The following is a 21,054-nucleotide window of genomic DNA, read 5'->3' as shown; positions in this document are numbered from 1 at the left end:
TGTACCCGCCCGATAAATCGATAGAATGAACGCTATTCAATTGATAACGGGAGTGTATGTTGATGCGACGTTGGAACGGTTGGGGCGATGAACAATTCAGCCTGGAGCTTCCCGCACAGGGCCAGGGCTTTCTTTCAGAGCGCATAGGGGCAAGCCAACCTCTGAGTGAAGCCACCCTTGAGTCTGTCTGCGCCAAGGTTCCTGACTCACGTCTTCCGGCTGACGCCACCGTTGACGCCTTGATCGACACCACCCCCGATACTCGTGTTCGCTATTCCCGTGGCCAGAGTCTTGATGACTGGTTAGCCATGCGCAGTGGCGAATTCAAGGTTTTCCCCGATGGCGTTGCCCGCCCTGAAAGCAGTCTGGACGTACAGAAGCTGCTCCAGTATGCACAAGCCAACAAAATCGATGTTATCCCATACGGTGGTGGTACCAGCGTTGCCGGGCACATCAACCCGCTAGCTGGCGACAAGCCCGTACTTACTGTAGACATGGGCAGAATGAACCGCCTTATGGATCTTGACCGGGAAAGCCAGATTGCAACGTTCGGTGCTGGCACTCCAGGCCCACTGGTTGAGTCGCAACTGCGCGCTCACGGCTACACTCTTGGCCACTTCCCCCAGTCGTTCGAACTCTCTACCGTAGGCGGTTGGGTAGCTACCCGTTCAAGCGGCCAGCAATCCCTGCGCTATGGCAGAATTGAACAGCTGTTTGCAGGCGCTCGAGTTGAAACACTGAAAGGCACGCTCGACATTCCATCCATTCCAGCCTCAAGTGCCGGGCCGGACATTCGCGAGATGATCCTGGGTTCCGAAGGTCGGGTTGGGTTGATTACTGAGGTGAAAGTTCGGGTTAGCCGCCTGGCAGAACAGGAAAGCTTTCACGTTGTGTTTTTCCCGGATTGGGACAAAGCACGCACCGCATGTCGCAAGCTGGTTCAAAACCGCACACAGCTTTCCATGCTGCGCCTCAGCAATGCCATTGAAACAGAAACTCAACTTGCACTGGCCGGGCACCCTCACCTTATCGGTGTGATGGAAAAAGTTCTGTCCCTGCGCGGAGCTGCTGAAGGCAAATGCATGATGACCTTCGGGCTGACTGGCAGCAAACATCAATGTGCCAGCGCCAAACAGGAGGCAAAACGCATCTGCTCGGAGTACAAAGGTGTGTACACCGGTACCCGGCTTGGCAAGAAATGGTCGGAAAAGCGTTTTACCATGCCCTACCTCAGAGAGGCACTATGGCAGCTGGGCTACGCGGTGGACACGCTTGAAACAGCGACCGACTGGGAAAACGTAGACAGTCTGCTAGGCCTGATGGAAAACAGCCTTCGCACCAGTTTGCAGAGCCGGGAAGAAAGCAAAAACGAAAGGGCTCATGTATTCACTCATTTGTCGCACTTTTATGGACAGGGCTGCAGCATTTACACAACCTACGTATTCCGGGTTGCAGACAGCTACGACGAAACTCTGGCCCGCTGGAAACACCTGAAGAACACCACCTCTGAACTTATCGTGCGCAACCGTGGCACCATCAGCCATCAGCACGGAGTTGGCAAAGACCACGCGCCCTTCCTGCCGATTGAAAAAGGTGAACTTGGAATGCTGGCGATTCGGTCTTTATGCACCACCTTCGACCCCGAAGGCATGCTCAACCCGAAAACCTTGATCGAATGAGCGGAGCGCCCCCGATGAACCGCCGAGACGCATTGCTACGCGAACTTAAGAGTAGCCCCCAAGCCTTTGATGTGGTTGTGATTGGGGGCGGCATTACGGGTGCAGGCATAGCACGGGAGGCTGCAGGCAGCGGCCTGAAAACCTTGCTGGTTGAACAAAAAGATTTTGCATGGGGCACCTCCAGCCGATCCTCAAAAATGGTTCACGGTGGCCTGAGGTATCTTGGCAGCGGCCAATACGGTCTGACTCGCGATGCTGTAACTGAGCGCCAGCGGTTGATGACAGAAGCGCCGGGGCTCATTGATCCCCTGCGCTTTATCATGCCCCACTTTCAGCGCCAGTTTCCCGGGCCCCGGCTGTTTCAGATACTGCTTCGTGTTTATGACTGGATAGCCCATTCCAAATCCCGCCATTTGCTGACCCCGGGTGAAACCATGCAGTGGGTGCCCGGCCTGAATATGCAAAAAATGATAGGTGCCAGTGGCTTTACTGATGCTGTCACAGACGACGCCAGGCTTGTACAACGAGTAATTTCAGAAGCCCGCCAGGACGGCGCATGGTGCCTCAACTACGTTAAGGCCGTGCAAGTACTCCGCACGAATGGAAAAGTCAGTGGGCTTGAACTTAAAGCTGAAGACGATGCGAACACCTTTGCGGTTGATACACCTGTGGTTATCAACGCCACCGGTGTGTGGGCAGACCGACTGCAGCAATCCGACAACGGCGAGCAGCCGATGACGATTCGTCCCCTTCGTGGCAGCCATCTTGTCCTCCCGTGGAAAACTCTGCCCATTTCCTGCACTGTTTCCTTGCTCCACCCGGATGACAAACGCCCTGTTTTTGCCTTCCCTTGGGCCGGCACTACAGTGTTGGGCACAACTGATCTAGACCATACAGACAGCCTGGATAGAGAACCGCGCATTTCAGCTGAGGAAGTTGATTACCTTTTGCGTATTTCCAACAGCCTGTTTCCCGGTGCCGGTATTTCAAAAGACGATGTGATCTCAACCTGGGCTGGTGTAAGGCCGGTCGTTACCGCAGCGCCAAAACCTGCTATCGGGAATGCCCAGTCAAAAGCACCGTCCAAAGAAAGCCGGGAGCATGAGTTCCGTGAGGACAAAGGCCTTATAAGTATCGCGGGCGGCAAACTCACCACCTTCCGCTTGATCGCAAGAGAAGCTCTCACAAGAGGCCTCGGCGGTAACGAGAAACTGCGCCCCGAGAAAGATGCGGTATTCAGACCAACGCCAGTGGCTCACAAGCCCGGGGGCATCACCCATCAGAATTGGCAACGCCTCACCGGTTTTTATGGTGCAGATCTGGCCTCCGTACTTAAAGCCGGCCCCGCTGTCCCTGTAAGTAATAGTAGTGGCCTAGCCTCAATCCCGGGCGAACTGTTGTGGGCCGAGGTTACATGGGCCTGCTTGCAGGAAGATGTCAAACACCTGGACGATCTTATGCTGCGCCGCACCCGGCTTGGGCTGATAGTCCCCGAAGGCGGCAAAGCGCTGTTACCAGCACTGAAACAACATTGCCAAAGCGCTCTTAACTGGGATGACGAACATTGGCATGCCGAAGAAGCCAGGTATCTGGCACTCTGGAGTGAGGCCTACTCCCTCCCGGGACGGCCGGAGCCAAAGCATGCAGCCTGACCCACTGATTTTAGCCATTGATAACGGCACTCAAAGCATTCGCGCCCTGCTCTTCGATACCAAAGGCAACCTGATTGCCAAGGGTCGACAAGAGATTGAGCCATACTTCTCAGTTCAGCCGGGCTGGGCGGAACAGCATCCAGAGTACTTTTGGGAAAGTCTTGGCAAAGCCTGTGTTGAACTTTGGGCATCTACAAATGTAACACCCGACCAAGTGGCAGGAATCGCGGTAACCACCCAGCGCGGCACCGTGATTAACCTCGACGAGCATGGCAAACCGCTACGGCCAGCAATTATCTGGCTGGATCAGCGCCATGCTCGGGTTGACGGCCCGGTAAAAGGTCCTTGGGGGTGGATATTCAAACTGGCGCGGCTTGAAGACACGGTTAAACGGTTCCGAGAGAATACACAAGCGAACTGGATTTCCCAGAACCAACCGGAAATCTGGAAAAAGACCCGACACTTCCTTCTGTTATCCGGATACCTGAATTACCGTTTAACAGGCGAATTTAAAGATTCTACCGGCAGCCAGGTGGGTTACCTGCCCTTTGATTACAAAAGGCACCGATGGGCCGCCAAAAGGGATTTCAAGTGGGATGTAATGCCCGTCAAAAGGTCCATGCTGCCAGATTTGGTCAGCCCCGGCACCACTCTCGGCCACCTCACGGCAGAAGCGGCCATCCATCTTGGGCTTTCGGAAGGTTTGCCGGTAATTGCGGCTGCGTCTGACAAGGCCTGTGAAATCCTTGGTTCCGGAGGCCTCACACCTGATGTTGGCTGCATGAGCTATGGAACAACCGCCACCATCAATGCCACCAACAAGCGGTATGTGGAACCGGTTAAATTGATGCCGCCCTATCCTTCCGCAAGACCCGGGCACTATTCCACCGAGGTAATGATATATCGGGGATTCTGGATGGTTAGCTGGTTCAAGCGGGAATTCGGTTTGAGGGAACGGGAGATTGCCGAAAAGCGAGGCATAGAGCCTGAAGAACTGTTTGATGAGCTGGTTAAGTCCGTGCCTGCCGGCTCCATGGGCCTGATGTTGCAGCCCTACTGGTCACCTGGCGTGCGCCAACCGGGGCCGGAAGCAAAAGGGTCTATTATCGGGTTTGGTGATGTTCACACCCGCTCGCACATCTACAGAGCGATCCTGGAAGGCCTGGCTTACGCACTCCGGGAAGGCAAAGAGAAAATTGAAAAGCGCAGCGGTATCAAAATCACCAAGCTTCGAGTGGCCGGCGGTGGCTCCCAGAGCGATGCAGCCATGCAACTCACGGCAGACGTTTTCGGCTTACCCGCAGAGCGCCCCCACACCTATGAAACCTCGGGGTTGGGAGCGGCCATAGATGCCGCAGTTGGCCTTGGCCTGCACCCGGATTTTGAAACAGCGGTCGCCGCAATGACAAGAGTTGGGGACGTGTTTCATCCCAACCCCGAAGCACGCAACCTTTACGAAAAGCTATACTCCGAGGTTTACCTGCGCATGTATCCGCAACTGCAACCGCTGTACCAGAAGATCCGGGATATCACTGGCTACCCGAAGTAAATTAGATTCACATTAACTCCAAGGGCATGCCTGCAGGTGCCCTTGGAATTCAGGGATCAAAGCCGTGGCAGCTCGGTTCCCTCAGGAACCCGAATCTCGAACCCGGACTTCAGGTTGACGGTTCCACCTGCGGGTACCTCTCGATCCCACGCCAAAACGCCTTTTTTATCATCAACATTCCGCTGAACAGGCTCGCTTATCTCAAGGGGCTTAACGGTGAGGATGTCTTTCTGGGATACAGGAATCCGATCAAATACCCGGACATTTACCGCTTTGGAGTGATGGTTGGTGATCTCAAAACGATTTTGCCGGCGCTGAACATTTTCACTCTTCCACACGCCTTCCTCGCCTGTGCGCTCAAGCTCATTCACTACCGCTACCCGGATGCCTTCATCCACGCCGAACCCCAAGGTTAGCTCCTCGCCATCCGTCAGTTCCGGCAGATAGCTTTCTCCCACGCTCTGGCCATCCCTGTAAAGAGTAACTCGCCCTGCGGGAATCGGAGCCTCTGATTTGAATATGCCCGTAGCATGCAGGTAGCCGGTCGTGTTCATTACCGGTGCGACCCATGTGGCAACCTCAGCAGGAATGCGGTGCTCCGCTACCGTCAAACGCTGCCCGGAATTGCCACTTGGAATGTCCACCGGCTGGGACAGCCGATAACTTTGAGTGAAGGTGCTCTGGCGTTCCACAACAGCCGGGCTAGCCATTACCATTTCAGCCTGCATATCTGCTGAGCGCGCTAAAGACTTGGTGTTGTATACCTCAGGCGGCTCTGGGCTGACGACCCAGGAATATAGTGGTGGCATCGCGGTTCCCCGGCGGACATTGGCAGTTGCAAGGTGCAGCTCTACACCCTCCCAATTGGTGCCTGTTGATTGCTGCACCACTGCAAGATGTTCCAGGGCCATTTCGCCACCAGCCTTACCTTCCAGCTCGGATTTGAGGCGTGCAGTGAATTCGCTGCGCCAGCTGGCCTCCAATGTTTGAAACTTGAGCTTTACCTGAAGCTCACCAGTCACCGGTGCCTGGTAATGCACACGCACTTTCTTGGTGGCCTTGGCACCTTGCTTGATTTGAGCAAGATCCCGCATCAAACGGTCCCTCAAGGCTACGTCGCCAGTCATTTCCGATCGAATAGCCCTGATCTCCGACAATGCTCCCTGGGTTGTATCCTTCAACGCAGCGGCCATCTCGTTCAATTCGGAAGCCTTCAACTCATGGGGCAGTTCTGCGGCTTTGCTGGCAAGGGTTACCTGTTGGTTCCAGGCTTTTATCAAATCCTCTTGCGCCTGAATCCGTGCATTAACAATATCCAGCTCATCCCGGAGCCTGCGGGTCTCACCGGCCACAAACTCTGCCTGCTCCACACGGCTAATCTGTACCTGCTGTATCCGGGCTCCGGTAATTCCCTCAAGCACTACCTGAAGGCTCTGATCCTGCAGGCTAACCGGCAAGCCATCGATTTCGATAATGCCTACACCTGAACTTACCTGCTCGCTCTCCAGCCAGGTGAGCTCGGCGTGGGATGGATACAGAGTTGCGGCGGTGATGTCTGCCTGAGCACTTAACGGCGCTAACGCAATGGCGATTGCAAGTAGGCTGTGCTTTCTCATTCAAGGTTACCTTTCGGGTTGCAGCAGGTTAATGCGGAAATGACACTACCGGTTAAAGTACATGATACACACGCCTTTGGCATCGAAGGCGGCCCTACCTTACTCAAAATACATATTCCGGAAAGGTAATACTGGCGGCAACAATACATTTGTTCGTAGGGCTCGACTCCCACTCCTGTCAGCATACAAGTCATTTTATTTTGACAATTATCAAGATAATTTCTTTCATCACAGGCATCTTGGCTAAATTCATAGAAATACACCATCCTCAGATAGTGTTTACCAATAGGCTAATTGACCATGAAAAAAATTCCGATACTGCTGACAGCATTTGGGTTGTCTAGCTGCTCGGCCTGGGTGTTTGCGGAAGCAGACGCCGAGCGAGGCGCAGCATCTGCGGCCATGTGCATGGCCTGCCACCAGGCCGATGGCGGCGGCATGAACATCGCAGGCGGTGAATCCTGGCCACGCTTGGCCGGGTTGAGCGCAACTTACATTTCCAAGCAGTTGCATGACTACAAATCCGGCGCCCGAAGCAATGCCAGCATGATACCGTTCGCCAGTATGCTGGATGAGCAGCAGATCGAAGATGTGGCCGCGTACTATGCCAGCCTCCCGGCAACTCAAGGTAAAGGCAGTGAAGGTGCAGATGAAGCAACCCTCAACCGCGGCCAGCAGCTTGCAGAACGTGGTGATTGGTCTGCTTACATTGTCTCGTGCAAAAGCTGTCATGGCTCGGACAGCCAGGGTGCCGGGGGTGATTTCCCCGGCATCTCCGGTCAACACGCCGGTTACATTGAAGCCCAGCTACAAGCCTGGAAAGCAGGCAACAGAAAGAATGACACCCAAGACCTGATGGGCTCCATCGCCCGCCGGATGAGCGATGATGATATTCACGCAGTAGCCGTTTGGCTCGCAAGCCAAAGCCCTGCGGGCAACTAAGAGGATTCCGACATCATGATTCGCACATTGAGTTACGCCGCCCTGTCTGGAACCCTGTTGCTTTCGGTAAATGCATCTGCAAAAGACACAACTACCCAACAGTATATCGACACACTGACAGAACTCGGTTACCCGGCCCCGAAGGGCAACGAGCTGGTGCACATTCCGCCCACGATGGAAGATCTCGAAAGCGCCAAACTGCATCCGGAGTTAAAGCGTGTTATCCGGCGCGGCTACGACCTGTTCACCAACACCCAACAGCTGCGTGGCGAGAACGTATTCAACAACATGAACTGCTCCAGTTGCCATTTGGGTGAAGGCCGCATGCCCTTCAGCGCCCCTGTGTGGCCTGCAGCCGTAACGCTACCGAACTTCCGTGGTAAAAATGATCATGTAAATAACCTGGAAGAGCGAATTGCGGGCTGCTTCACCTACTCCATGAACGGCAAGCCGCCAGAGTATGGCAGCGACAATATGCTTGCCATATCCGCTTACCACCAGTGGTTGGCCAAGGGCGTCGCCATGTACCCGGAACAGCCCATCTATGGCCGCGGGTTCCCCGCACCAGATCGCCCTGAAGAACTAAGCTATGCTCGCGGTGAAGCGGCCTTTGAAGAAAAGTGCTCCGTTTGCCATGGCAACTATGGTGAAGGGCTACGCGTGGGGAGTGAGACTGTTTTTCCGGCAACCTGGGGTGATATGTCTAACAACTGGGGAGCCGGAATTGTGCGGATATTCACTGCGGCCGGGTTCATCAAGAACAACATGCCTTTAGGGCAGCCTAATAGCCTTAGCGATCAGGAATCCTGGGATATAGCTTACTACATGAGCAATCAGGAGCGCCCACAGGACCCCCGTTACACGGGAGATGTGGCAGAAACCCTGAAAAATACCGAGGCACGTTTCCATAAACATTCAATGTACGGGCAGACCAGGGAAACTGACGGTCACGTGCTCGGGGATCACAGAAACACAGGTGAGAAACCCTTCCTGAAACCCGATTCAATTCGCTCAAGAACGTTTGAGTAATAGAAATTGAAAGAGGCTGGCCCTATATGCCAGCCTCTTTAAGCTAGCCCTCAGCTCCAGGCATTCTCATGGGGATGATGGCCTGCATGACTTTGCCCACAGGGCCGTGGCGGTCGAACAGAGTGGTTTCAACAAGGCCAACAGCTGTATCTTGCATTCGGCTGCGAGCATCCAACCCCAACCACTCCCCCACTGGCATTCGATGAAGATAGAGTGTTGCATCAGCATTGATGCAACCAACATCACCACCCAAGCCCAACTGACCTACACCGTTACCAAAATCACAAAGCGTAGCAGCCATAACGCCAGGGCTTGTTTCGATGCCTTCCACAACAGGCACCGGCAGCTTCATCCATGCAATGCCTTGACCTTGAGCCTTAACACCATCGATGAGAACAGCTTTGGCGGTGCTATGGAGCCCCACCGGACTGTATTGATTTGTCCAACCTGCTGCCTCCGATATGTTTGCCTCAACCGGTCCTGCAGGAGGTTCGTATTCTGATGGCGAAAAGCGACCGTATTCCGGAACGGCGACCTGAGAGTGCTCCAGAAAAAGGGCACTTGCGCGAGCAACCTTGGTGTCGCCAGCAAGTAATGATGCCTCAAGTATTTGAAGCCGCGAGCCGCCACGAACCAACCGGGTGGTCACCGTTAGAGGTGCATCCGGTGCAGGCCTTAGCAGATCCACAGTAAGCCTCGTTAAATTCAAGCTCGCGTTATCCGACGCATGCTCCATGGCATGTGCCATCAATCCCACCACTGGCCCGCCATGCAGGTGGTGTCGGCTCCAGGGGCCCCGACTCGAAGGCGTTGGAACGAAAAAGTCTCCTTCACGCCGAAATAGCGCTTCAATCATGATTGGTCCTTGTTGTTAAAATAGGCTGCTGAAAATTAGCGTCTCTTTGCGACAACACTGCCTGAATAACGCCCGAGACGATAATTAACGCGCAGCCAGACATCTGCAGCGTGTTCAGGCTTTGGCCAAACAGAAACCACCCGAGCGCCACCACGGTTATGGGCTCCAGGTATGCCAAGGTTCCATAAGTAGCCGTTGGGAGTGCTTTCAAGGCTACAACGGCTAACATAATAGCCAGAAATCCTGGGACAACACCCGCTGTAACAAGCCACCCCCACTGCATGCCAACAATGCTATCACCCTGTTGCAGCATAAAAGGCAGCATACACAAAGCACCTACCAGCATCTGATAGCCACTGCGTGTCAGCACATGCACCTGCTCAGGAATCAACCGGTTGGTCACGATAAAGGCTGCATAACAAAGCATGGCGCACAGAGCGTAAAAGAGACCCACTGCTTCCTCCATTCGCCCCGAGAGATTGAAGTTAAACTCCATCATCATCGCGAAGCCAAACAACGCCACCCCGATCAATGCTGTGCTGGAACCTGTTAGCCGTTCGCCCATAAAGAAGTGCGCAGTAATAGACGCGGTTACAGGTGCCAGGTACAGCAACATTACAGCGTTCGCCATAGTCGTATAGCTCATCGCTACAATATAAAAAACCACAAACCCCGCAAGGAACCCGCCTGTTACCAAAACCTTCAGGCCTGGCCATGCAAGCATCTTATCTTTCTGGCCAGTAAACAGAAGAAAGCCAGCCATCAAAACGGCGCCAATGAACAGGCGATAGAAGGTTACCGTTTCAGCGCTGACATCGGCGTAGATGGAAATCGCCCCGATGGTGCCCATAAAAACGGCAGCCAGAATGGCTGCCAATATGTGTGGGTTCATTTGCTCAGGATTCCGTATGCAGAATTTCAAGCTTTTGAATAAAGGTAATTGTTGCAGGCTAACAGGTAGGCAGCTTCAATTGCTTAGAGAGGCAATACTGCTTGATTTCGATCGGTAATCCAAGGGCTTAGTCGGCATCATCACACTTTCGATTTTACCGCGCTGTTTTTCCGGGGCTAGATAGAGCTCGGGTATAACCACCGAATTAAATATCTGCGCACACAGCGGCTTAACCCGTGCGAACCTACCTTCGACTAATTCATGGTCACTCTCAAGTGCGCCGACCGAGCACTGAACAGAAACTGCCCTGTCCTTAGTCGGGCTATAGATATCACCCCTTGCCCTGTTGCGCACTTCTTCCAGAAAGTTCTCGGCGAGAATCCGTCTAGTCTCCTCACCCTGGGCCATATCCATTAGCTGGTTTTCGAGTTTGGCCCTGAATGCTTTAAACACTTCCTCGCCTAAAAACTCGACCAGTTTCGGCTCCAGATTTGCGTGGATGTCACCAAATGTTCTCTGAAACTCAAGTTTGGCCAGCAAAGCCTCGCGTGCAAGGTCGGGATAGTCATCTGCAATTCGTTGCAATGTGAGATTTTGTCCGAGCACAAACCCATACGCCTCGCCAAGGCCCGAGGCATTCCTTGGGCTTGGCTCAATAGCCTTGATTGGGGACACACAAATCATCAGCCCAATCAGCAGGAACAAACCTCTCAAAGGAAAACCCTCTACAAATGCACGGAAACTCACACATTGGAGAATTGTGTGCAGCAACGCCGCTGACTTTCCCTAAAGCGCCAAACCAACAAACTGATAAGCTCTAACGGGATCCCTAAAACCTTTAGTGGTGGAGCGCTCCAGCCCCGTTATTAATGTAGCTTTAATTGACGCCCTCAACCATCGGACCTCCGCGAAATCACGATGAATGGCCTATGTTGCCAACCAACCGCACAAAGACCGGGTGACAGTGTCAACCAGACAAGCGTTCGGGTTTCCGGAAATCAATCCAAGGGGGGCAGACTGCCACCTGCCTAATAAGACTCAAACCGATGCTATTAAGCTCGTTCAGCCAGAATAGCGACGGGGTGTTCATCTGTCTGCTCAAGATAAGCAATTGCGGCCTCACCGCCAGGTGCAGTGATAACGGAACAACCCCAGCGCTCCAGCAGAAGTTTCATGCTTTCCAGCACCGAAAGGTCGTTATCGATTACCAGAAGTTTTGCTCCCGCAAACCCTTTGGCAAAAATTTGCGCGGTATTGATACTCGGTTTCGACAATTGCGGCTCGCACATCTTTTCCATCGGAAGCGTCAACGCAAATCGAGAACCTCGCCCTGGGCGGGAAACAACATCCATTTTGCATTCGAGTACTCGAACCATTCGATCCACTATGGCCAGCCCAAGCCCTGCTCCCTGCCGGCCACCGGTGCCCTGTGGCAAAAGCTGATGAAATTCAGTAAAAATCTCTTCCAGCTTACTTTCCTCAATGCCCACTCCGGTATCCCACACCTCAATCCGAAGGGCGTTAGGCCTTGATCTCAGCGCAAGCAAAATCCGACCTTTCGGAGTATATCGAAAGGCGTTGCTGAGCAGATTTCTTAATACTCTGGTCAGCATTCTCTGATCAGTTTTAACCATGGCTGGTATTTTACGAATGCGAAAATCTAACCCGGCATTGGATGCAATCGCTTCGAATTCCTCCCCTAACCCTTCGACCAGAGCCGCAACATCGGTCATAACCCAGTCAGGCACCATGGCTTGCTGATCAAGCTTCGATATATCCAGCAGGTCTGCCAGCAAATCCTCTGCGCCCTCTAGCGCGCGGTGAACCTGCTGAACCATTCGGCTTTTTTCAGTCGGCAACAAAGGCTTCAACTACTTCCGGCCCCAAGTCAGGCCGCCTAAGCAAGGTAATTGCCACATGCACCGGGGTTGAATCTGCTCGCCGTAACCGGGTTTCCCGCGCACTCAGGCTGCCGTGGTCAAGCAACTCCTGCCGGAGGGTGTCGAACTCACTGGCGCTGCAGAAAAGCTGTTCCCTGAGGCGTATTACTCGCTGCTGCAGATCCTCCGGGTTTTCGTAACCACAAATCTTTGCCATCGCCGGATTACAGGCCAGGAAGCCTGCCCGCAAGTTGCCTTGATATGCGGGGCTGGAGTTGAATTTCTAGGATGGAATCATCTCTGGGCGGCGATACTTCAGGCCTTTGACAACCAAGCTGCCCCCCTAACCCCACTGGAATCTCCATGGGCAGCTCGAACTATCGGTGTTCCGCACTCCCCACCAAACACGTGCTCTGGCAATCGCCGGGGCAGTTCCTGGTAGATCTGTTCGACGTTACTCATGCCACCACCCAGTACGATAATGTCTGGGTCCAGCAGGTTAATAACTGCTCCAAAACCACGGGCCAGATGCTCCATGTACTGGTTCAGGGATTCAGCTGCAGCTCTGTCACCCTGGCGGGCATTTTCAGCAATTTCCTTGGCTGGCAGAGCCTTGTAAGTGGTGAGCTTGTGGGTCATTGATAGCCCGGTGCCCGAGAGGAATGTTTCATTGCATCCATTGCGGCCACAGAAGCATGGGCGCAGCTTAAGCTCATGCTGCGCAGTCCAGGGTAACGGGTTGTGCCCCCATTCACCTGCAACGCCGTTTGGACCGCTAAGAACCCGACCATTTACACTTATGCCTGAACCGCAGCCTGTGCCGAGTATGGCAGCAAACACTACGCCATAGCCTTTACCCGCACCATCTGTGGCCTCAGACAACGCCAGACAGTTCGCATCGTTGGAGAGAGTTACAGGCCTTTGCAGCAGGGCACGCAAGTCATCCTGCATAGGCTGCCCGTTAAGCCAGGTGGAGTTGCCGTTCTTGATTCTACCGGTGATGGCAGAAACACTACCGGGAATACCAATGCCCACGGGCAAACCGCTGGCCCCTGCCTGTGATTCAGCCTCCAACACCAATGAATGTATGGTCTGAAGCGTGGCGTGATAATCCCCCTGGGGGGTGGGCACACGCTTTCTGAAATGCTCACTGTAATCGAGCCGGAATCCGCCAACCTGTTGGCTCATGAGGATTACTTCAGTCTTGGTGCCACCAAGATCAATTCCAATGAGCCAATCACTGCTCATGATCGACGGCCAGATTTCGGTTGATTGCCACAGTTAAAATTATCCATAGGAAAGCTAATCCGGCTTCGACTCCGCCCGGCGGCAGGCCGCAGCCGTGAACAAGACATCGGTAGACGAGTTCAATGCAGTCTCGGCTGAATCCTGAACAACGCTGATCACAAAGCCAATCGCCACCGCTTGCATGGCCACTTCTGCAGGAATACCAAACAGACTGGTCGCCAGGGGAATCAACAGAAGCGACCCGCCAGCAACGCCCGAAACGCCACAAGCCGCCAATGCCGACACTACGCAGAGCAACAGCGCCGTTCCGAAATCCACAGGGATTCCTAGCGTGTGTGCCGTAGCAAGAGTAATCACAGAAATAGTGATAGCCGCGCCCGCCATATTTACCGTAGCGCCGAGAGGGATAGAAATTGTGTAGGTATCGGGATCCAGCTTCAGGCGCTCCGAAAGCTCCAGATTAACGGGGATGTTAGCAGCGGAACTGCGCGTAAAAAATGCCGTAATCGCACTACCGCGCAGGCACTCGAATACTAAAGGATAGGGATTGCTGCGAATCTGCCAGAACACGATAAGCGGGTTAGTAACCAATACCACAAACAACATACAGCCAACAATAACAGCCAGGAGCTGACCATAACCCAGCAAAGCACTGATGCCAGACTCTGCAAGTGTATTGGCAACCAACCCAAAAATACCCAGGGGCGCAAGCCGGATCACGCCACGAACAATCCCGGAGACTGCCTCGGACAAGTCCTCAAGGCCTTGGCGGGTGGTATCACTGGCGGTGCGCAGCATAAAGCCTAGCCCAACCGCCCAGACCAGTATGGCAATGAAATTGGATTCCATTAGTGCTCTGACCGGGTTGTTTACCGCGCTGAGCACAAGGTTTTTCAGGATTTCCCCAATATTCGAGGGAGGATTGCCGCTAACTCCACTCAAATCCAGCGATAGCTGGGTGGGAATCAGAAAACTGGCGACCACAGCGACTACTGCTGCCGCAAGTGTTCCGATTACATAAAGAAGCAACACTCCGCGTATGTGGGTGGGTTGCCCCTGTTTGTGGCCGGCTATGGCAGCAGCTACCAAAACAAAAACCAACACCGGGGCTACGGCTTTCAAGGCTTTCACAAACAGCTGGCCAAGCAACGCGACTGAACCCGCAGCCTCAGGCGATATCATCACCAACAGCACACCTGCGACAATCCCCAAGGCAATTTGGGCAACAAGCCCCAATCGCATTAATGGGCGGAAAACCGCACTCAGTGCTGAAAACATGAAAACCTCGCGTTGCTTTTGCAATGGATGAATATATTGGCGGCCTATAGTAACGCATTGAAAGCCTGCCCGGTAAATGGAAGCTGTCCTGGGCAGAATGATTGCGGAACCAGGAGCATAACTGAAAGCCACTTCCTTTTTCAGACCAACCCCCTAGAATCAATGGAGTCATTTGCTCCGGAGCGTTTGTTGTATGCATTTGGACCCCACATCATTGCGGCTGTTTGTGCGAGTTCTGGAAACGGGCACGATAGCCGCTGTGGCAGAACAGGAATTCATCGCTGCCTCAGCAATCAGTAAACGCATCAGTGAACTCGAAACCAGCCTGAACACTCAATTGCTGGTGCGCACTAACCGGGGCGTTGGCGGCACCCAAGCTGGAAAAGCACTGGCTCAGCTATCAAGAGGTGTACTGCATCAGCTTGAAGAGGTTCATGCGCGAATGCATGAATACTCCCAGGGTGTGCGAGGGGAAGTCAGAATCGTCGCCAATATTTCAGCCATCACTCAGTTCTTGCCCAGCCAGTTGAAAGCGTTTCTGGACCAGCACCCCTTTATCCAGATTCAACTGGAAGAACGTATCAGTTCAGAAATTATTGAAACCGTGGCGCAAAACCAGGCAGACATCGGCATTTTTACCGAGGTGCTTGGCAACACGGAAAACCTGACCATTTACCCATACCAATCCGACAGACTGGCCCTGATCACCGCGAACCAACACCCCCTCAGCCAAGCCCAAAGCCTGAACTTTATCGATACCCTGCAATACGATTACGTGGGCCTCCACACCGGTAGCGCTATAAACAACAAACTGCTACAAGCCGCCGCTACAGCTGAAAAAACCTTTCGCATGCGCATACAGGTCACCAGTTATGAAGCACTGCTGCGCATGGTCGAACAGGATCTCGGCATTGGCATCATGCCCCAGGATATTGCGCAGCCTTATGTAACCACCCATCGCGTTAAGGCCATTCCCCTTAATGACAGCTGGGCAAGCCGCAACCTGAAGCTATGCACCAGCAATCAACACCCCTTGTCGCAAGCGACGTTACGCTTGCTCGAACACCTCACACCCAGCTGAGGATTTCTGCCATCGTATTTCGCGATGGCAGCCTCACATATAACCATTTTGTTATTTCTCCCTTCCGGCTCATTATTTTGTAAAACAACACGATAACAATGCCATTCAAGGTGAGATGAACATGACCAAGGAATCTTCCTGCCCAGGGGATCAGGAGAAAACACCACAGCCCCTGGAAGGCGTTCGCGTGCTTGAACTGGGGTCACTGATTGCCGGCCCCTATGCCGCCAGCATCCTTGCCCAGTTCGGTGCCGATGTCATCAAGGTGGAACCACCGGGTACCGGCGACCCACTAAGGCGTTGGCGCAAAATGCACAACGACACGTCGCTGTGGTGGTACTCCCAGAGCCGTAACAAAAAGTCGCTTACGCTCAACCTCAAAGATCCCGAAGCCCAGGCCGTCATTCACAAGCTTGTGGAAGAGTGCGACATCGTTATCGAGAACTTTCGCCCCGGCACACTGGAAAAGTGGAATCTGGGCTGGGAGCAGTTGTCGGCTATTAATCCTGCACTGATCATGATTCGGGTATCTGGCTACGGCCAGGACGGCCCCTATGCAGCACGCCCGGGCTTTGCAGCGATTGCCGAATCAATTGGTGGTATGCGTCATCTTGCGGGCTATCCGGACCGCCCACCTGTTCGTGCCGGCATCAGCATTGGCGACACTCTGGCCTCCCTGTATGGCGTGATCGGCGCAATGATGGCAATGCACCACCTGAAGGTTAACGGTGGCAAGGGTCAGTTCGTTGACGTGGCTCTGTATGAGGCGGTTTTCGGCGTTATGGAAAGCCTGATCCCGGAATACGGTATGTTTGGGTTTGTTCGGGAGCGCACCGGTGCCAGCATGCCCGGTATTGCACCCTCCAGCACGTATCGCAGCCGGGACAACCGATACATCGTCATTGCCGCCAATAGCGACAGCATTTTCAAACGACTGATGAACGCTATTGATCGGCCCGACCTGGCGGATGATCCCGAGCTGACCCATAACGATGGCCGAGCGAAGCGCAGTGATGAGCTGGATGAAGCCATAGAAGCCTGGACCTCCCAGCATAACCTTGCAGACGCCCTGGCCGTTCTGGAAGGCGCGGCTGTACCCTCCAGCGGAATCAATACCGCAGCCGAAATATTTGAAGACCCTCATTTCCGCGCCAGAGAAATGATTATCGAGCGCCCCCTACCCGGTGGCGGCGAGATTTCGTTGCCGGGCATAGTGCCAAAACTGAGCGGCACACCCGGAGCAACCCGCTGGGTAGGCCCAAGTCTTGGCGAACATAACAGCGAAATTCTGGCTAGCCTGGGCTACTCCGATGACGATATTCAGGCGCTGAAAGCCAAGGAAGTGATCTGATGTTTACTGATATCCCAAAACGGGTACTCATCAATGAAGTGGTGACGCGCGATGGTTTTCAAAGCGAGCCGGATTTCGTACCAACCGAAACCAAGGTTGAGCTGATCAATGCTCTTGCGGGCCTTGGCTTGAACAAAATCGAGGTTACCTCATTTGTTTCACCGCGCGCCGTCCCCAATCTGAGCGATGCCGCCGAGGTTGTCCAAGCTATACGAAAGGACACCCCGACCCGCTACGTCGCTCTCGTGCCCAACCAGAAAGGCTGTGCCCGTGCGCTAGAGTTGGGTGTGGATGAAATCAACCTCGTTATGTCGGTCAGCGAAAGCCATAACCTGGCGAATATGCGCATGACCTGCGATCAATCGTTACAGCAATTCCAAGATATTGCGGAGATGGCATCGGGCACACCCATGCGCCTGAACGGCTCATTGGCCACCACCTTTGGCTGTCCCTTTGAAGGCCAACAGTCACAGGAACGCATACTGCGATTTGTGGATGCGTACCTGGAACGCGGCCTTCATAGTCTGACCCTGGCCGACACAACCGGCATGGCGGTACCCAATCAGGTGCAATCATTGTGCGAGGAAGTTCGCAGGCGCTGGCCAGAACTGGAGCTGACACTGCACTTTCATAACACCCGCGGCCTTGGGCTTGCGAACGTGTATGCAGCGCTCGCTGCCGGGGTTAACCAGTTCGATGCGTCACTCGGCGGGCTCGGCGGCTGCCCATTCGCTCCGGGTGCGACCGGCAACATTTGCACCGAAGATCTGGTACACATGCTCAGTGAAATGGGGCTGGATACCGGCGTAGATCTCGATGGTTTGTTGCTACAATCGCAACGCCTGGAAGAAATCGTTAACCATGATCTTCCCGGTCAGGTTCGCAAAGCCGGAAAACGTAGCGACACTCGACCGCTCCCACAGTCTGTAAAAGAATTGATGCAAAACGGCCGCAGCTGATCAGGCCACCTTAAAAAACCAAAAACAGCCAATAATAAGGATCTAACATGAAATTAAAACACCTTCTCTGCTCAGGCGTGTTGGCCTGCTCCCTTGGCGCAGCCATGCCTGCACTTGCAGCAACCACTCTGAAAGTAACACTGCAACTGCCCCTGAAACATCACTTGGGCCAGAACCTGGTCGACTTCAAAAACGAAGTTGAAAGCAGCAGTAATGGTGATATAAAGATCCAGATTTTCCCGGCTGCACAGCTCTATAAGGATAAAGAAGTTCACAACGCCGTGAGCTCTGGCGCCATTGAAATGGGCGTTATCAGCGTTACCCAAATGGCGGGCACCATTCCTGCCGTGGATGTGTTCTACGTACCGTTCATGTTCCCTACAAACGAGAAGGTTGTTAAAGCCACTGAGCCCGGCAGCCCTGTGCGTACCCTGCTGGACGATGAAATCATCAAAACCGGCGCTCGCCCTCTGTGGTGGCAGGCTTATGGTGGCGTTGCGCTACTCTCCAAGAAAAAGCCCATTCAGCAGCCAGACGACATGAAAGGCATGAAGGTGCGTGTATTTGGTAAAACCCTTGGTGAATTCGCCAAATCGGTCGGCGCTGCACCGACTGTGATGGCAGGCTCTGAGCAGTTCCTGGCGTACCAGCGCGGAACCGTTGATGCAGGCATGACCGGCGTAACCGCTGTTGGCCCACGCAAGCTGTATCAGGTTATGGATCACCTCACCCTGACCAACCACGCCAACATCGAATTCATGACGCTCATTAACGAGAAAACCTGGCAGGGTTTGACTGACACTGAGCGGACCATTCTGCAAAACGCAGCGCTAAAGGTCGAAAAGCAACTGCGCGACAAGATTCAGTCCCTTGAAGCCGATGCCATTGCAGAAGCCAGAAACGAAATGAACGTGATTGATCTCACCCCGGAAGACATCGCCAAGTGGCAGGAGGCAACCCGCCCTGTGCTGAAGAGCTTCATCGAAAACGCCGGCCCTTTGGGTGAGCAAGTGATCGAAGCCGCAAACGCGCTCTGATCTGAATACTTTCTCCCGTATACGGACGCTTGCTTTGCAGGCGTCCGTTATTGTTTGTTTTTCTGTTGTCGGGATTATCCATGTCAACTAACAACGCCACATCAAAAGACCCGCAGGCCTGGCGCGCGAGCCATCCCTCCGCCTGGGTGCGTATAAATCATGCAGTCGTTACCCTTTGCGGGCGACTCGCTGCAGCCTTGTTTGTAGTGATTGCGGCCATGATCACCTATGAAGTCATTGCCCGTTACGTCTTCTTGTCCCCCACTATCTGGGTAGAAGACCTGTCACTGCTATGTCAGATCTGGGCTTCCTGCCTGGGCGCAAGCTGGCTACTTCAGCACCAGGCGCTGATCCGCATCGACATGTTGATCGGCCGCTTTGGCCCTCGTATGCGAGCTGTTGCAGAACTGTGGTCGTTGCTTATCGTTGCGTTGTTTTCGGGCTGGGTAACCTGGTACGGCGTGTACATCGTGAAGGATGCTATCGCCATTAATGCCGCCTCAGCCTCCATGTTAGGTATGCCGATGTGGATCACAAAAAGTGCCATTCCAGTGGGTTTTGGCCTTCTTTTTATTCAATGTCTCACAGAGGCTGCGCTTGTACTAACAGGGCATATTCAGCCTGCTGAAGAGGTTCACGTCTGATGGCTGTTGCTCTGATTATATTCGCCCTGTTGATGTTGTTGCTTTCCGGAGTACCGGTTGGATTTGTACTGGGTGGGCTTGGGCTTGGCATGCTGCTACTGGCCGACATGTCACCTTTAATGGTGCCCATGGCCATGTATTCCTCATTCGACAGCTTTATTTTGCTGTCTGTACCGCTCTTCCTCTTGATGTCTAACATCCTGCTGCAAGGTGGCGTTGGTAAAGACTTGTTCAACGCGGTTCAAACCTGGGTTGGGCATTGGCCCGGCGGTTTGGGAATCGCCACCATCGCCTCGTGCACTATTTTTTCGGCAATTTCCGGGTCGTCTGTTGCCACTGCCGCAACCATTGGCAGTGTTGCCATCAAAGAGATGACCGATCGCGGATACCACCGCCCCTTTGTGTTGGGCTTGATTGCCGCGGGCGGCACGCTCGGCATACTTATTCCGCCGTCGATCCCGATGATCGTGTACGGCGTTATTACCGAGGAATCCATTGTTGACCTGTTCTTGGCCGGTATTATTCCGGGCCTGATTATGGCCGGCAGTTTTATCATTTTCAGTTTCCTGTACGCGACGCTTGGCAAGGCCTGCACACCAGTGCCCAAGGCCACTAAAAGTGAACGTCTTGCAGCCACCTGGCGGGCTCTGCCCATCATCATTCTGGCCGTCATTATTATTGGTGGAATCTATGCAGGCGTGTTCACGCCGACAGAATCCGCAGCCATCGGCGTGGCTCTCTCGTTGATCATTGTTCTCGCATTGAAAACAATGAACTGGGAGCGCTTTAAGAAAGCCTGCATCGACACCATGAAAACCACGATCACCATATTCATCATCATGGCGGGTGCCAAAGTGTTTGGTAAGGCCATTACCCTCTACCAAATCCCGCAAGACATCTCGATGTTCGTCACCATGCACATTGGCAGTGCTGGCCTGTTCATCCTGGCGGTGTGCCTGGTATTACTGGTGATGGGATTCTTCCTGGAGTCCATCTCTATGCTGTTGATCATGATGCCGGTGCTCTACCCTTCATTGGCACCACTTGGCATAGACCCCATCTGGTTCGGCATCATTTTCGTGATCATGATCGAATGCGCTTTGATAACCCCACCCGTAGGGCTAAACCTGTTCGTAATACAGGCTGTCGCCGGGGGCAGAGTGATGGATGTGGTGCGAGGCGTGTGGCCATTTATCATCATGATGTTCGGCTGCCTGCTGATTGTTTACTTCTTCCCTATCGTGGCGCTTTACTTGCCCTTTTATCTATAGCGAGGACGGGCCAAGTGATAGTCTGAATTGAAAACCACGTGCGACAGTAGATCGTACTAAATGCACACACATGAACGAACATCGTCATCG

Annotated in this window: 19 protein-coding genes; 11 read left to right on the top strand and 8 right to left on the bottom strand. The window is 53.7% G+C overall.

All coding sequences use genetic code 11. The annotated features are described in order from the left end of the window. The first annotated feature begins 62 nt into the window (after positions 1 to 62). The 3 genes from FFI61_RS14735 to FFI61_RS14725 are packed head-to-tail and all read left to right on the top strand — an operon-like array spanning position 63 to position 4,880. Positions 63 to 1,679, top strand: coding sequence for an FAD-binding oxidoreductase (locus tag FFI61_RS14735; RefSeq protein ID WP_200371390.1), 1,617 nt, complete (start codon positions 63 to 65; stop codon positions 1,677 to 1,679). 14 nt (positions 1,680 to 1,693) lie between these two features. Beyond that, the gene (locus FFI61_RS14730; protein ID WP_200371388.1) at positions 1,694 to 3,331 is read left to right on the top strand and encodes a glycerol-3-phosphate dehydrogenase/oxidase; all 1,638 of its coding nucleotides are present in this window, start codon (positions 1,694 to 1,696) and stop codon (positions 3,329 to 3,331) included. Continuing rightward, positions 3,321 to 4,880, top strand: coding sequence for an FGGY-family carbohydrate kinase (locus tag FFI61_RS14725; protein WP_200371386.1), 1,560 nt, complete (start codon positions 3,321 to 3,323; stop codon positions 4,878 to 4,880). Before FFI61_RS14730 ends, FFI61_RS14725 begins: the two co-directional genes overlap by 11 nt. A 56-nt stretch (positions 4,881 to 4,936) precedes the next feature. Here the strand turns inward: FFI61_RS14725 and FFI61_RS14720 are convergent, their stop codons facing one another. After that, positions 4,937 to 6,496: a DUF4139 domain-containing protein gene (locus FFI61_RS14720; RefSeq protein WP_200204678.1), complete on the bottom strand. Its 1,560-nt coding sequence runs from the start codon at positions 6,494 to 6,496 to the stop codon at positions 4,937 to 4,939. A gap of 300 nt (positions 6,497 to 6,796) precedes the next feature. Between FFI61_RS14720 and FFI61_RS14715 the strand changes: the two genes are divergently transcribed. Further along, the gene (locus FFI61_RS14715) at positions 6,797 to 7,438 is read left to right on the top strand and encodes a c-type cytochrome (RefSeq protein ID WP_200371384.1); all 642 of its coding nucleotides are present in this window, start codon (positions 6,797 to 6,799) and stop codon (positions 7,436 to 7,438) included. Between the two features lie 15 nt (positions 7,439 to 7,453). Continuing rightward, entirely contained in the window at positions 7,454 to 8,467 is a 1,014-nt protein-coding gene (locus FFI61_RS14710) for a c-type cytochrome (protein ID WP_200371382.1), read from the top strand. A 43-nt stretch (positions 8,468 to 8,510) separates the two neighbouring features. Here the strand turns inward: FFI61_RS14710 and FFI61_RS14705 are convergent, their stop codons facing one another. The 7 genes from FFI61_RS14705 to sstT all read right to left on the bottom strand — a co-directional run bounded on the left by FFI61_RS14705 (position 8,511) and on the right by sstT (position 14,621). Beyond that, positions 8,511 to 9,323, bottom strand: a complete 813-nt coding sequence (locus tag FFI61_RS14705) for a thioesterase family protein (RefSeq protein WP_200371380.1) — start codon at positions 9,321 to 9,323, stop codon at positions 8,511 to 8,513. Continuing rightward, a complete protein-coding gene (locus FFI61_RS14700) occupies positions 9,316 to 10,215 on the bottom strand; it encodes a DMT family transporter (protein ID WP_200371378.1) in 900 nt (299 codons plus the stop codon). The genes FFI61_RS14705 and FFI61_RS14700 overlap by 8 nt, the downstream gene beginning before the upstream one ends. A gap of 75 nt (positions 10,216 to 10,290) precedes the next feature. Further along, a complete protein-coding gene (locus FFI61_RS14695; RefSeq protein ID WP_200371376.1) occupies positions 10,291 to 10,920 on the bottom strand; it encodes a hypothetical protein in 630 nt (209 codons plus the stop codon). Positions 10,921 to 11,267: 347 nt separating this feature from the next. Then, positions 11,268 to 12,053 (bottom strand): hybrid sensor histidine kinase/response regulator, encoded by a 786-nt coding sequence (locus FFI61_RS14690; protein WP_227714939.1) that lies wholly within the window; start codon positions 12,051 to 12,053, stop codon positions 11,268 to 11,270. A 10-nt stretch (positions 12,054 to 12,063) separates the two neighbouring features. Beyond that, entirely contained in the window at positions 12,064 to 12,312 is a 249-nt protein-coding gene (locus FFI61_RS17845) for a hypothetical protein (RefSeq protein WP_227714938.1), read from the bottom strand. A gap of 98 nt (positions 12,313 to 12,410) precedes the next feature. Further along, positions 12,411 to 13,343, bottom strand: coding sequence for an ROK family protein (locus FFI61_RS14685; RefSeq protein WP_200371374.1), 933 nt, complete (start codon positions 13,341 to 13,343; stop codon positions 12,411 to 12,413). 54 nt (positions 13,344 to 13,397) lie between these two features. Further along, positions 13,398 to 14,621: a serine/threonine transporter SstT gene (gene sstT / locus FFI61_RS14680; RefSeq protein ID WP_200371372.1), complete on the bottom strand. Its 1,224-nt coding sequence runs from the start codon at positions 14,619 to 14,621 to the stop codon at positions 13,398 to 13,400. 193 nt (positions 14,622 to 14,814) lie between these two features. Here sstT and FFI61_RS14675 point away from each other — a divergent pair, with 193 nt between their 5' ends. The 6 genes from FFI61_RS14675 to FFI61_RS14650 all read left to right on the top strand — a co-directional run bounded on the left by FFI61_RS14675 (position 14,815) and on the right by FFI61_RS14650 (position 20,964). After that, on the top strand, positions 14,815 to 15,702 hold the full coding sequence (locus FFI61_RS14675) for a LysR family transcriptional regulator (protein WP_200371370.1): 888 nt from the start codon (positions 14,815 to 14,817) through the stop codon (positions 15,700 to 15,702). Positions 15,703 to 15,823: 121 nt separating this feature from the next. Continuing rightward, the gene (locus FFI61_RS14670; protein ID WP_200371368.1) at positions 15,824 to 17,053 is read left to right on the top strand and encodes a CaiB/BaiF CoA transferase family protein; all 1,230 of its coding nucleotides are present in this window, start codon (positions 15,824 to 15,826) and stop codon (positions 17,051 to 17,053) included. A gap of 11 nt (positions 17,054 to 17,064) precedes the next feature. Continuing rightward, positions 17,065 to 18,012, top strand: coding sequence for a hydroxymethylglutaryl-CoA lyase (locus FFI61_RS14665; protein WP_320159572.1), 948 nt, complete (start codon positions 17,065 to 17,067; stop codon positions 18,010 to 18,012). A 47-nt stretch (positions 18,013 to 18,059) separates the two neighbouring features. Further along, the gene (gene dctP, locus FFI61_RS14660) at positions 18,060 to 19,049 is read left to right on the top strand and encodes a TRAP transporter substrate-binding protein DctP (RefSeq protein WP_200204689.1); all 990 of its coding nucleotides are present in this window, start codon (positions 18,060 to 18,062) and stop codon (positions 19,047 to 19,049) included. Between the two features lie 80 nt (positions 19,050 to 19,129). Beyond that, entirely contained in the window at positions 19,130 to 19,693 is a 564-nt protein-coding gene (locus tag FFI61_RS14655; protein WP_200204690.1) for a TRAP transporter small permease, read from the top strand. Next, complete coding sequence (locus FFI61_RS14650) at positions 19,693 to 20,964, top strand: TRAP transporter large permease (RefSeq protein ID WP_200371365.1); 1,272 nt, start codon at positions 19,693 to 19,695, stop codon at positions 20,962 to 20,964. The genes FFI61_RS14655 and FFI61_RS14650 overlap by 1 nt, the downstream gene beginning before the upstream one ends. Positions 20,965 to 21,054: the final 90 nt, after the last annotated feature.

Source organism: Marinobacter sp. DY40_1A1 (assembly GCF_016597815.1).
Classification (GTDB): Bacteria; Pseudomonadota; Gammaproteobacteria; order Pseudomonadales; family Oleiphilaceae; genus Marinobacter; species Marinobacter xiaoshiensis.
The sequence above is the reverse complement of the archived record's forward strand: the minus strand, read 5'-3'. Positions and strand labels throughout refer to the sequence as shown.

Excerpts from the sequence above, each read along its gene's own strand:
- FFI61_RS14735 (WP_200371390.1), top strand. The coding sequence starts at position 63 with ATGCGACGTTGGAACGGTTGGGGCGATGAACAATTCAGCCTGGAGCTT.
- FFI61_RS14730 (WP_200371388.1), top strand. The coding sequence starts at position 1,694 with ATGAACCGCCGAGACGCATTGCTACGCGAACTTAAGAGTAGCCCCCAA.
- FFI61_RS14725 (WP_200371386.1), top strand. The coding sequence starts at position 3,321 with ATGCAGCCTGACCCACTGATTTTAGCCATTGATAACGGCACTCAAAGC.
- FFI61_RS14720 (WP_200204678.1), bottom strand. The coding sequence starts at position 6,496 with ATGAGAAAGCACAGCCTACTTGCAATCGCCATTGCGTTAGCGCCGTTA.
- FFI61_RS14715 (WP_200371384.1), top strand. The coding sequence starts at position 6,797 with ATGAAAAAAATTCCGATACTGCTGACAGCATTTGGGTTGTCTAGCTGC.
- FFI61_RS14710 (WP_200371382.1), top strand. The coding sequence starts at position 7,454 with ATGATTCGCACATTGAGTTACGCCGCCCTGTCTGGAACCCTGTTGCTT.
- FFI61_RS14705 (WP_200371380.1), bottom strand. The coding sequence starts at position 9,323 with ATGATTGAAGCGCTATTTCGGCGTGAAGGAGACTTTTTCGTTCCAACG.
- FFI61_RS14700 (WP_200371378.1), bottom strand. The coding sequence starts at position 10,215 with ATGAACCCACACATATTGGCAGCCATTCTGGCTGCCGTTTTTATGGGC.
- FFI61_RS14690 (WP_227714939.1), bottom strand. The coding sequence starts at position 12,053 with ATGGTTCAGCAGGTTCACCGCGCGCTAGAGGGCGCAGAGGATTTGCTG.
- FFI61_RS17845 (WP_227714938.1), bottom strand. The coding sequence starts at position 12,312 with ATGGCAAAGATTTGTGGTTACGAAAACCCGGAGGATCTGCAGCAGCGA.
- FFI61_RS14685 (WP_200371374.1), bottom strand. The coding sequence starts at position 13,343 with ATGAGCAGTGATTGGCTCATTGGAATTGATCTTGGTGGCACCAAGACT.
- sstT (WP_200371372.1), bottom strand. The coding sequence starts at position 14,621 with ATGTTTTCAGCACTGAGTGCGGTTTTCCGCCCATTAATGCGATTGGGG.
- FFI61_RS14675 (WP_200371370.1), top strand. The coding sequence starts at position 14,815 with ATGCATTTGGACCCCACATCATTGCGGCTGTTTGTGCGAGTTCTGGAA.
- FFI61_RS14670 (WP_200371368.1), top strand. The coding sequence starts at position 15,824 with ATGACCAAGGAATCTTCCTGCCCAGGGGATCAGGAGAAAACACCACAG.
- dctP (WP_200204689.1), top strand. The coding sequence starts at position 18,060 with ATGAAATTAAAACACCTTCTCTGCTCAGGCGTGTTGGCCTGCTCCCTT.
- FFI61_RS14655 (WP_200204690.1), top strand. The coding sequence starts at position 19,130 with ATGTCAACTAACAACGCCACATCAAAAGACCCGCAGGCCTGGCGCGCG.
- FFI61_RS14650 (WP_200371365.1), top strand. The coding sequence starts at position 19,693 with ATGGCTGTTGCTCTGATTATATTCGCCCTGTTGATGTTGTTGCTTTCC.